Genomic DNA, 12,688 nt, shown 5'->3' on the forward strand with positions numbered 1-12,688 from the left:
TTTTTCCAATTAATCTGGATTTGCCATTATCCTGAAAAGCGTTGCATTAGATAGAAAATAGCGGTTTTCCAAATTGATTCTGGAAAGTTGGCTCGTAACCAAATTGTTCTCTCTCGAATTGATCAAGAACAATGAGCTTTCGCCTAAGAGAAACATTCGTTCTTCGGCCGAAAGCATGGTGCTGTAATCCTGAACAAGGCCGTCCAGAATATTTTTTTGAATTGCCAAGTTACTGATTTCGGCTTTTTGGGCTTCTATTTTATTGTTGAGTTGCAATTTTTCGAGTTCCAAATCGAGTCGGGCATCTTGTAATTTTAATTTTGTAAGTTGAAGGCTTCCACGTTCTTTTCGCAAGAAAATTGGAAAGCTAAAGTTGACACCAAATTTATAATCTTCAAATTGATAATTGTCAAAATAGCGTGGTTTCGAAAGATAATGATAGCCAAGATCAATTTTTGGCAAAAGGAAGTTCGCTTTAAATCTTCGTTCTACATCCAATAATTCTATTTTGCTTTGCAAGGCATTTAATTTTGGATGATTGGCAACAGGACTTTCAGTTTGCAACAAGTCATTGGTTCGAAGTGTAGCTTCAACCGTTGCATCCAGATTAACTTCGGGAATCATTTCTTCGGATAATTCGAGCGGGATATTATTGTCAAGCCAAAGAAAATTAGAAAGTTCGAGTCTGGATTTTACCAATTTCAGTTTGGCATCTTCTAAATTTAAAAGTCTGGTTTTAACCGTAATTCCAGCTTCGATACTGTCAATTGCAGATTGATCGCCTTGTTCAATAAGTTTTACAACTCCTTGATAACGAACTTCTGCATTTTCATAATAGGTTTCATATAACATTCGTTCGTCATAACTTCTTTTCCAATTAAAATAGGCAACCGAAGCTTCATATAACACTTCAATGGCTTCGAGTTTTCGTTCGGCTTGGCTCAATTGTACTTGTATTTTTGCTTTTCTCAAATCGGCCATTCGTTGATTGATGAATAAGCCTTGACCTACGGGAACGGTTATTCCCAAAGAAGTCAATCCATTGTTTGGAGTTGTATTTTGCGGATTTACATAAACTCCTTCACTATTGTCAAAACCTGCCTTGATTTCGATTCCGTACCAAGTTGGTATCTTGAAACTGCTGTTTAGAATCGAATAATATTCGGTGCTTTTAAATTGCTTTTCGTTGAAATCGACTTCAATCTTCGGGTCAAAACCACCTCTAGCCATCATCAAATTGGCTTGTGCTTCGGAAAGCGTGAGATTGGATTGCTTTACGGCAGGATGAAACTTTTTCACATAACCCAGAAACTCATTATAGGTGAGTTCATTTGGGTTTTGCTGGGCAAAAGATGCAAATGTGATAAATAGTAAGAGTATTGTTCTCATTTTTTATTGGCTGTTTTTTCTGCATTTGCAACAGGTTGGTAATAATTTGGCGGAAAGCCATTAATACTTCGCCATATTTCAAACCAAACGGGAACATTATCTAATAGCGCGATTGTTTGAGCACCAGCTCCAATGCTGAGTTGTTTTGGCCATGCCTGTTCCTCACTATCTGGAGCGATCAAAACGCGGTATTTTCCGTTCACGCTAATAAAATTTTCTATGGCGACAATTCTCCCACCGAAAGTTCCGTAGGACATATTGGGCCAACCGGAAAAGACAATTGTTGGCCATCCATCAAACCAAACTCGAACTTTCTCGCCTTTATGGATAAGTGGCAAATCGATAGGATTTACGAATGTTTCCACGGCAATTTCATAGTTCGAAGGCATGATGCTAACAATCGGAATACCTTCTTTAATCGTTTCACCAATACCAGATTGCAAAGCTCTGTTGACATAACCATCTTGAGGCGCTTTGATATAATACATCCCATTTCTGATGCTGTAATTCACAAATTGATTTTCCAGTTTGGTCACTTGTGCCTCTGTGTCATATTGGCTACTCAAGGCTGTAAACTGGTCGCTTTGGGTTTTGGAAATCTTCTCAGAATATTCAGCCGTGATACGGTTGATTTCTACTTTTGCATTGATAAGTTCGTTTCTGCTGGCCAATAATTTATTTTCTTGCGTAATGATTTTGGCTTCCACTTCTTGAAGTTTCAATCGTTTTTCTTCCACATCCGTCATTGGTTTTAAGCCTTCTTTGTTGAGTTGAAACGAACGGTTATATTGTGTGTTGGCAATTTTTATTTGTGTTTTAACAGCTTCAAGATCCATACTGTCACTTTTTATCTTGAGTTGTGCCTGGCGGATTTTATTTCGGGATTGTTCCAATTTCAATTTACGTTCTGTTTCAATCGCTTTAATTTGATCGGAAAGCGAACTGACTTTCCCCTCATAGGAATCCATCGCCATTTTCTTTGATTTTACTTGATTTTCGGTGTTTTTAATCAAGTTTGGGTCAAAATATTCTTCTTTGGTTTCCGAAATAAATAAAATAGTATCTCCCTTTTTTACAAAATCGCCTTCCTGAACATACCATTTTTCGATTCTTCCGCCAATAACACTATGAATCGTTTGTGGTCGTTGATCGGGTTTCAAGGTGGTTACGGCTCCACTTCCTGAAATATTTTGTGTCCATGGAAGAAACAACACCAATACAGCAAAGATTGAAACCCCAATTATAATGCGGTTCAGGATCTTATAATGTGGTCGATTTGCTAAATCCTTGATGGTTTGGAACTGCTCGATATTCTTGATGTTGACTTTATTTTCTGATATATTTAGCATGCTTTTTATCTTTTAATGTCTGCAACAATTTTTCCTTTATGAAGTGTGATATTTCGATCACATTTTGCTTTCCAATAATCGTCTTTTGCCGAAACAATAAGGGTCCACTTATTTTTGCTATCCGTTAAAAAATCGATTATTTTTCGTGCAGCTTCTTCATCTGTTTTGTCCAGTGGATCTTCGAAAAAAAGAATTTTTGGTTTGTGAATAATGCTTCGTGCCAAAAGAATTTTTTGTGCATTGGAAGAAGATAATTGTTTGCCTTCGGGATAAATTCTTGTTTCAAGTCCGTTTGGTAATTTTTGTATGTATGAAGCAAGTTGCACGTTTTCTATTGCCCATTTGATATCTTCGTAGGAAATATTAGGATTGTTAAGTGTAATGTTTTCTAAAATAGAACCTTCAAAAGGTGTTTCATTTTGCAGGATAGTTCCAATTTGTGAGCGGTAATTGGCAAGGTCTATTTTCCGATAGATATCATCATTGATAAAAAATCTTCCCGAAGTGGGTTGTAACAGTCCCGCTAAAATTCTAGTCAGTGTGCTTTTTCCAGAACCATTTTCGCCATCAAGATAAATTTTCTCACCTTGTTCAATCTTTATTGAAATATCTTTGAGGACTGAACTGCCTGAATCTGGAAATTTAAACTGAATCGCTTCACATTCGATAAAAATACTGGTATAGCAACTTTGAACTTCTTGAGTAGCATCAGGTTCAATTTCCAAATCTACAACTTGTCCGATTTTTTCAACTGATGTTAAAACGTCATAAAGGGTTTCGAGTCCGATGATTATTTTTTCTACAGAATTGATTACCAATAAAATAATAATTTCCGAAGCCACAAATTGCCCGATGTTCATTTGATTATTGATTACCAAAAATCCTCCAATTAGTAATAAACCCGTTGTAATAACGATTTTAAAAATGATGAGTTGTGTAAATTGTCTTTTGACAACATTAAAATGCTTTTCTCGATGAAAAAGATATTCCGCAACCAGCTTGTCATTTTTTTCCATTCCAAAATCAAAATTTTCTTTTTTCTTGAAGCTGAAACTGTTTCGGGCAATTTCCTGAAGCCAACTAGCAACTTTATACTTGTATTTTGATTCTTTCAAGCTTTCGCTTAAACCTCTATCAAACGAAAATTTAAAAATAGAATACAACAAAATCAATAGCAAAATTCCAAATAAAATAAAATACGGATGATAAAGCGAAAGCAAAATAATACCAAAAATGATTTGCAGCAAGGCCGATGAAAAATCAATTAGTAATTTTGAAGTTCCTTTTTGAAGGGTTAAAGTGTCAAAAAAGCGATTGGCTAATTCTGGCGGATATTGATTGTAGATCGATTCTGATTTTAGCTTCGGAAGACGATAGCCAAACTCAAAAGAGGAACGTACAAATATTTTTTGCTGAAGATTTTCGGTAATTCTCAATTGCATCAATGACAAAATTCCAACCAATGCAACTCCCGAAATTACAAGGAATACAAGCAAAATCCAAGAGGCACTAACACGGCCACTTTGAATGAAATTGATGATGGCTTGAATTCCCAAAGGCAAAGACAAGCTCACTAATCCAGCAAAAATGGCATAGAAAAAAATCTGATAGACATCTTTTTTGTCTAATTTTAGAAGATTGAAATAGCGTTGTAATGGCGTTTGTTTCATTTTTAATTTTTTAAAATGCGTTCGATCATATCAATATAAATCTCCGATGGGGCAATATTCTCATTACAATTCGTAATAGTCTTGAGATGGTTTTTCAAGAAGTGCTGATGCAAAGCTCCTTCAACTATAGTTGAAATCAAGGTCTTTGCAAAAGGATATTCCGGATTGACCTCTTCTACAATTGCTATAATTCTATTGATTACTCGTTTATAAATCAGGAAAAAGCCTTCTTTATTCTCAATATCTACTTCTTTGGTATGAAGCGTTTTCGTGAATTCTGTAATGATAATTCGGTTCAGGATCGACTCGTTGATATGCTCGGTATTTAAATCATCTTCAATGTTTTCGGTCACAATTGTAATTGCTTTGAACAGCTTTTCCTTGGGATCATCGATGTTGCTTGTTGCAAATACTAATCGGTATTCAATCCAACTCCAATACCAAGAGGAGAGGTAAACCAAAAGCTTATGTTTGTTTTCAAAATATCGGTAGATGGAGCTTTCATTTGAACCAATTAGATCGCCTAATTTTCGAAACGTGAAATTATCAAAACCTATTTCATCAATCAATAGAATGCTGTTTTGAATAATTCTTTTGCCAAGTTCCGATGTTTCTGGATCTTTGACGTATATCTTATTATTCACCTGAATCTTAATAGTTGAAAGCAAATTTTTCATAAAAAAAATATTTAATGCAAATATAATAGTAATACTTTTAATATTGAGAATTTAACTTTTATTTATAAAAAAAGCCGTTCGGATGAACAGCTTTTTTTTTGAGGGATTGATTTATCTTTTTAGTGTGAAATGGTTCAAATATTCTCCGGTAATTCCGTTTTTAGCATAAATCACTTTAAACCAATAATCATCAGAAGGAAGTGGTCGTCCTTCCAGAGTTCCGTCCCATCCACTTTCATTATTGGTTAAATCGATGATTAACTTTCCTGAACGATCAAAAACATATACTTTCAAGGTATCTACTCCAATTCTTCCTCCAATATTCCAATAATCATTGAAACCATCTCCATTTGGAGTAAAGAATTTTGGATAATCTGTTATGACCACAAACGTGCTAATTTCTCCACAGCTAAATTTATTTCGAACTGTCAAAGTGTGAATTCCTTGAAGTACATTATAGAAAACATTGTCTTGTTGCCAACCTTCATTGTTCAACATATATTCAAAATCGGGTGAGGCAGGAGTTGCAATGGCTGTGATGGTGTTGTCAATCCCAAAGCCTACCAATTCCGATGGTTCGCCTACGATAGAAAACGGTATCAAGGTGTTTTCTACGGTAAAATTTACGATAGTAGAACAAAGGGCACCGTTTGTTATATTGGTAATTTCTACAGAATATTCACCAGCTTCTGGTGTTGTGAAAATCCTTCCGTTTCCATTTGAAATTCGATTTCCATCTAAAGCATCAAAGCCATTATACCAATCAAAATCATATTCGGAATCAGGTAATCCGGCATCCACCAAGGCTTCATTTACAACGTTTCCATCAATATCGATACAAATCTTATAGGAAGTATCTTTTAATAAATCTTCTGGATAAGGACGAACAAAAATTTCTTGTTCATAAATTCGATGGCAAGGAATTCCAGTTTCACTATCGAAATTTACGGTGCTGTTTAATCGAATGTATATTTTTTGATAATCAATTACAGTGTTTGTAAAAGCTTCTGGTGTGTTTATAGTGTTGTTGTTATTGGCTTGAGCATCACTTAAATTGATATAATACTTAAACTCCGTTTCATTTACAGGTGTAGTTCCTCTCATGATAGGTTCTCTTTCAGTAATATCAAAAACATGAAAACCTGTTGCGTCACATTCTTCAAGTAGTTGCGGAACCGTATCAATTCCTGGTACTTGCAAAACATTTAAGGACAAAGTTGTTTCGGAAGTACACCCATTTCCAGTAGGATCTTCAACTTGAACAAAAAGTGTTTTGGAAAATGAATCATAAGCTTCAGGATTTGGAATTGCATTTCCAGCATTCAAATCGGCTTGAGTTTCATAAAAACGGACCACATAATTTGGATTGCCACCTGTTATTTCTGCAATTTTAGAATTCAAATCAAAAACCGTTGCGTTATTGTCTCCACAGCTAGAAAGTGGTGTTGGATTTACAATTACAGGAGATGGAAAAACATTTAAAGGAAAATCTACAATCGAGAAACATTGATTGTCAGTATTGATCAAGCGAACGAAAATAGTGGTTGTACCTACGACAAGGTTGAAAGGTGCATTTTTGTTGATAACATTAGTGTTGTCTTCTGCATTTTCAAAAGAACTAAAATAACGGGTGACAACATTAGGATTCTGTGAAGCTAAAATGTCAGCATCTTTATCCGCTAAAATTAGGGTTTCGCTTTCGCAGATATTTATCGGATCGACTGCATTTAGATTAGGAGTTTCATAGACTTCTATTTCAAAAGTTCCAATCCCTTCACAATCATTTCCAGTTTCAACTCTTGTGTAAATCGTATAAACTCCAGCAGTAAAGCTTGATGTATTTGAGAGTTCATTTTCTTCTACCGAAGCCTCGTTAGGAGTTGCATAAAAGCGAATATCTACGGTTGTCGTTGGGAAAAAAGTATTTTTTATTAAAATCCTTTGAGCATCAAAATCAAAAGTAGTAGCATTCGTATTCAATACTGGACAAGCTGGAGCCATATCAGGATAGGTAGAAACGCTTGTAGGATTTACAGTCAGCTGAATTTCTACGGCATTCGAATCACAAACAAAAGGTTCGTTTCCAAATCTTCCCGTAACATAAATGGTTTGGTTGAAGGCAGTTGTATTTGTAAAGTTTTGAGGAGTGGTAATTTGCTGTGTTAGTCCAGCATCTGTAAAATAGCTCAAGCTGATTGTGCTGTCATTGTTTGTGATAACAGCAGCTAATTCAGTTAGGTTTTGGGAAGCGATTCCATCATTATTTGGTGCTATAAAATCACATTGTTGCAAAGCATGAGGACCAGCATTCAAGACAGGTTTGTCATAAAAATTCAACTGTATTTCATCTGAACTAATTACTAAATCACCTGGATCAACAGATGGATCTGTAAAATCATAAGCAGTTGTTTCAACTTTATATAGACCAGTAACTGTGGCTGTAAAAGTATTAGTATTTGAAGTTGAATCTAATATTTCGGTCAATAAAATACCATCCCGGTACCATTTGTAATTGAATCTTAAATCAGCTACATTGCCAGGAAAATCATTAACATCTATTGTCGCAACGAGGTCTTTTGTTTCGGGTTTGCAATAGTTGGCTTGTACTATTTCGTTTCCTGTGGTGTCTTTAATTTCAACCGATGAAAGAAAACTACAATCCGAGCTTCCATTACCGCCGGTTTGGGATATGGTGATTTGCCCAGGTGTGTTAGAATAATTATCTACTAGTAAAATATAAAATTCGCCAGCAACTGCATTAAGCAACTGAACGCTCTCAATACTGTCAGGTTCATAACTGCAATCAACCTCTTTTGCAGGACCTAACTGGTTACAAATATTGTTTAAATTATTGAAAGGTCCCCAAAGAACAAAATCAACATCTGTTCCGGCTCCAGCATTGTTTTGCTGTGCGATTTGCAAGAAAATATTCCCAGAGGTTTGTATTTTCATAAAAAACCATGTAGGTCCTTGAAACGCCCCACCGATACAGGATGTGACAAAGTTCTCTCCACTTATGTTATTGGTTGAATTTGTAAAAGGGATGCTGGTTGCACAAGATTGATATTGTTCAAAATTTGCTTGAAGTTCGCTGCATGACGAAGCACCACCTTGAGCATATCCCAGCTCAATAGAAATTAATAAAACGAGTAATAAGACTTTTTGAAATATTTTCATTCTGGGGTAATTTGTTTTTTAAGTGTGTGGGTATTGTATTCGCAAAGAAACTAAGAAATTTTTAAATTGTTGTATTTATTTTGATGTCAACCTTAACTTGTTACAAAAATAACCAATATCAGGCTGTAAAATCAGCAGATATTGGTTATGTTTTTTTTTACATTATTAAATTACAACAGTGAATATCTATTCATTGCCTCAGGTTTTTCAACACCCATCAAAGCTAGAATTGTGGGTGCAATATCCCCCAGAACTCCATCATGAATTGTTTTTAAATCTTTATCTACTAGAATAATCGGAACTGGATTGGTGGTATGAGCTGTATTTGGGCTTCCGTCAGGATTAATCATCGTTTCGCAATTTCCGTGATCTGCAATTACAATCGTCGTGTAATTATGTTCTAAAGCGGTTGTGATGACTCTTTCTGCACATTTATCAACTGCTTCACAAGCCTTGATTGCAGCTTCCATAACACCCGTATGTCCCACCATGTCGCCATTTGCAAAGTTCAGGCATACAAAATCGACTTCTTCTTTTTCTAATTCTGGAACCAAGGCATCGGTTAAATCAAAAGCACTCATCTCGGGTTGCAAATCATAAGTTGCTACTTTTGGAGAGTTTTTCAAGATACGGCTTTCGCCAACAAAAGGCTCTTCACGACCACCCGAAAAGAAAAAAGTCACGTGAGGGTATTTCTCTGTTTCGGCTATTCGGATTTGTTTTTTGCCGTTTTTCTCCAATACTTCCCCAAGTGTTTCTGTGATATTGTCTTTGTCATAAATCACATGCATCCCTTTGTAAGTATCGTCATAATTGGTCATGGTCACATAATACAAATCATTAAACTTGTGCATGTTTTGTTCGTGACAATCGAATTGTGTCAATACTTCCGTTAGTTGGCGGCCTCTATCAGTTCTAAAATTGAAGAAAATAATCACGTCACCTTCTTTTATTTTTGCAACTGGCTGATCGTTTTCATCTACCATTACGATTGGCTGAATAAATTCATCCGTAATATCTTTTTTGTAATCATCCTGAATGCTGTCAATAGCATTTGTAGAATGTGTTCCAATGCCGTTTACAATCAAATCATATGCTAATTTCACGCGTTCCCAACGGCGATCACGATCCATGGCATAATACCTTCCGATAACCGAAGCTAATTTTGCAGTAGTGTTTTTGATATGATTTTCTAAATCTGATAAAAAGAAAGTTCCCGATCTTGGATCCACATCACGACCATCTGTAAAAGCATGGATAAATACTTTCTCCAAACCAAAAGTTTGAGTTGCATCAACCAAACCTTTCAAATGCTCAATATGGGAGTGAACACCGCCATCCGAAACCAATCCTAGAAAATGAACATCTTTGTTATGGTCTTTTGCATATTGAAAAGCATCCACCAATACCTTTTCCTGATTTAAGGTTTTGTTTTGAACTGCAAGATTGATTTTTGCCAAATCCTGATAGATGATTCTTCCGGCTCCAAGATTCATGTGACCCACTTCTGAATTTCCCATTTGTCCTTCGGGAAGACCAACATTTAAGCCGTCGGTTCGAAGTTGAGCACTTGGATATTTTGTATATAAACTGTCAATAAAAGGAGTATTTGCATTATCGATGGCCGAAACTTTTGGGTCTGGAGATGTTCCCCAACCATCAAGTATCATAAGGATTACTTTTTTGTTCATTTTAAAAATATTTTAAACAAAGATAAAAGATTTCAATGTTAAAAAGTATTGATACAGAAACGGATATTGGGACAAATTACGAAAACCTTGTAGTGAATCTTAATAAAAAATTAAAAATCTGTAAATTAAAATCCACTTGCTACTCTTGATCCTAGAAAACGTTTTTAATCGAATTGTAATCGATGAAATAGCGGAAGCTAACCGAGAAGATATTGTTGAGATTATTTTCGAATAAACTGCTGAAATTACTTCGAACACTTTTGTTTATTTCATTGCTAAAATTCGACGCATTATTTCTATATAAAACCGAAAGTTGGCTTCCTGGGGCAAACCACCACGAATAGGATAAATCGAAATTCCAAGTGCTAAAATCTGAGTTTCTGTTTTCTGTAAAAGTAGAATTTGGAGTCAAAACACCGTTCTCTTGAAGGGTCAAGAATTGTTTGTTTTCGGCATACGACCAGTAATAACGAGCTGTTAAATTAACGGTCATGGTTGGATTGATGGCATATTTTACAGCCAATTCATTGGTGATGGTTTTTCGATCTCTTTCAGAAAAAACAATATCATCTCCGTCAAAAGCCACCCAGCCTTTATCGCTATATTGGTTGAAAAAATCAGTCGAAGAATTCAATAATAGTCGGTCATTAACACGATATCTTGGCGCGAAGGTAAAGCCTAAATTCTCACGATCTCTTTCGGTTGTAGCTGTAGCATAAAGATTCATATCCAAGGCAAATGGTCGGTTATAATTGGTCGAAATATAAAACGAACTGTAAACATTTTTCGGAATGTTTACAAATCTGCCACTTCTTCGGGCTTCATAAAAATCATAGGTTTCAAACGGATTGACATAAACTGCTAAACTGAAATAATCATTCTGTTTAGTTGTCGAAATGATATCAATGTTGATTTGTGCTTGTTGGGCACGTCCTGTTGTATTTTGAAACTCTAAATAATAATTGGTGTTAATTCTAAACGTATTGAACATTCCGCTTGGATTCAGAATTCTGTATCCCAAATTTCCATAACCACCGTGATAATTGTTGATGAAAGTGATACCTAGATCATTAGCGTCATATTCGTCAGAAACATAATTTCCGCCAATATTATACCTCCATTTACCACCTTTTTTTCCAATACCTAGTGTAGTATTGATTCCATTTTGGTTATCATAATCCGCATATTCATTGATGTAACTGTATTTGAAGTCTCCAGAAAGGTTATATCTATTGTTCTTTGTATTCAAATCATACACCAAAGCCGAAACATTCGCATCGCGATAATTTCCGTTTCGGGTTACATTCGTATTCACAAAGGCAACCGATGAATTTTGATTGAAACGTTGATCTAAAACAAAGACATTATAATTTGCCAAAGGCTCTACCTCGACATTTCGAGAAGCTCCAGAAACGGTATTTCGGATTGTCGCAAAAGTTCGTTCGGTAACTGCATTCAAAACGCCAATTCCCAAACCTTTTGAAGTTCTTCCCGAAACTTTTATGGCATTAATTAAATTCACCGAAGCAGGATTTTTAACTTCATCATCGCTGTTTTCGCTTGAAGCGTAAAGGGAAGGGCTTCCGCCAATTCGTCTCGAATAGAGTAAATTTCCTTTGTTGAAAATATCGGTTCCTTCAGTGAAGAAAGGTCGATTTTCATTGAATTGTTGTTCGAAAGGACCAAGATTTAGCTGTACGTCATCATAAACCGTTTGCCCAAAATCGGGAATCAGAATGGCATCTAAAGTAAACGAATCATTGATGCCATACTTAATGTCCATTCCGGCTTTGAAAGTATTGCTAGACGTGACTTCGTTTCGTTCGTGATAAAAAGAGGAGTAGGGAATAAAAAATAATCTAACCGGCGGCTTGATGTTTTCAATTCCTTCCAAAAGTCCAGCTTGTGGCAAAACAGCTCCAATTTTCATGTCAATAGGACTCCAAGTATATTTTTGACGGTCTCTTTTTATTTCGCGGTATAAGTTGAGGCCCCAAGTTTGCTTGTCTTCCTTCGAAAATCGAAGTGCGGCATAGGGAATTCGCATTTCGACCACCCAGCCAAAATCAGTTATTTTCACGCTGCTGCTCCAAATAGCGTCCCAGCTGTAATCTTCGTCGGCTTCGGTGGCAAGACAATCCATTTGGACTCCTGCTGCACTTACAAAAAAGCGAAAATCTTGTTGTCCATCGTTAAATCCATTGATGTAAATTCCAAAATGATCAGCCGTTCCAAAATTGTCACGCTGTGTCATTTCTCGCAAAATCAAATCGGGCTGGTTGTCATATAAAAGAGCCGAAACATAAATGGCCTCATTATCATAGAGTATCCTGACGTCAGTTTTTTTCTCCGAACTGATGGGTACGCCATTATCGGGTTCTAGCATGACAAAATCAGTGGCAACCTTTGCACTGTTCCAAATGTTCTCATCGAGTTCGCCATCAATAACTATTTTTTCAGATATAGTTTTGGCTTCAACCGCTTTTTTTTGGCTGTAAATAGTAGAAGTAAAGAACAAAAGGAATGTTAAAATCCCTCGAAATAATGGTTGCATAAGGTCTAATTCGGGATAACAAAAGTAATAATTTAACTAAGATTAACAATTTCTATTATAATAAATTTCAAAAACACTCGTTTTATATTATTATCAGCAAATATTACAACATTGTTAAAGTTTGTCTTTCAATTAGAATTTGTAAACTATTTTTATAATATTTGCCACCATCAAAAAAATG

Annotated in this window: 7 protein-coding genes; all 7 read right to left on the minus strand. The window is 35.7% G+C overall.

What is annotated here, in order from left to right:
• Positions 1-9: 9 nt before the first annotated feature.
• The gene (locus G508_RS0103390; protein ID WP_026704004.1) at positions 10-1,389 is read right to left on the minus strand and encodes a TolC family protein; all 1,380 of its coding nucleotides are present in this window, start codon (positions 1,387-1,389) and stop codon (positions 10-12) included.
• Positions 1,386-2,738 carry an HlyD family secretion protein gene (locus tag G508_RS0103395; protein ID WP_026704005.1) on the minus strand — a complete coding sequence of 451 codons (1,353 nt, stop codon included), beginning with the start codon at positions 2,736-2,738 and terminating at the stop codon, positions 1,386-1,388. Before G508_RS0103395 ends, G508_RS0103390 begins: the two co-directional genes overlap by 4 nt.
• Before the next feature lie 5 nt (positions 2,739-2,743).
• Positions 2,744-4,408 carry a peptidase domain-containing ABC transporter gene (locus G508_RS0103400; protein ID WP_026704006.1) on the minus strand — a complete coding sequence of 555 codons (1,665 nt, stop codon included), beginning with the start codon at positions 4,406-4,408 and terminating at the stop codon, positions 2,744-2,746.
• A gap of 2 nt (positions 4,409-4,410) precedes the next feature.
• On the minus strand, positions 4,411-5,085 hold the full coding sequence (locus G508_RS0103405) for a TetR/AcrR family transcriptional regulator (protein WP_026704007.1): 675 nt from the start codon (positions 5,083-5,085) through the stop codon (positions 4,411-4,413).
• A gap of 111 nt (positions 5,086-5,196) precedes the next feature.
• Entirely contained in the window at positions 5,197-8,262 is a 3,066-nt protein-coding gene (locus tag G508_RS0103410) for a T9SS type B sorting domain-containing protein (RefSeq protein ID WP_026704008.1), read from the minus strand.
• Positions 8,263-8,432: 170 nt separating this feature from the next.
• Entirely contained in the window at positions 8,433-9,953 is a 1,521-nt protein-coding gene (gene gpmI, locus G508_RS0103420) for a 2,3-bisphosphoglycerate-independent phosphoglycerate mutase (protein WP_026704009.1), read from the minus strand.
• A 151-nt stretch (positions 9,954-10,104) separates the two neighbouring features.
• Positions 10,105-12,507: a DUF5916 domain-containing protein gene (locus tag G508_RS0103425; protein WP_035694048.1), complete on the minus strand. Its 2,403-nt coding sequence runs from the start codon at positions 12,505-12,507 to the stop codon at positions 10,105-10,107.
• Positions 12,508-12,688: the final 181 nt, after the last annotated feature.

It is taken from the genome of Flavobacterium soli DSM 19725, assembly GCF_000422705.1.
Classification (GTDB): Bacteria; Bacteroidota; Bacteroidia; order Flavobacteriales; family Flavobacteriaceae; genus Flavobacterium; species Flavobacterium soli.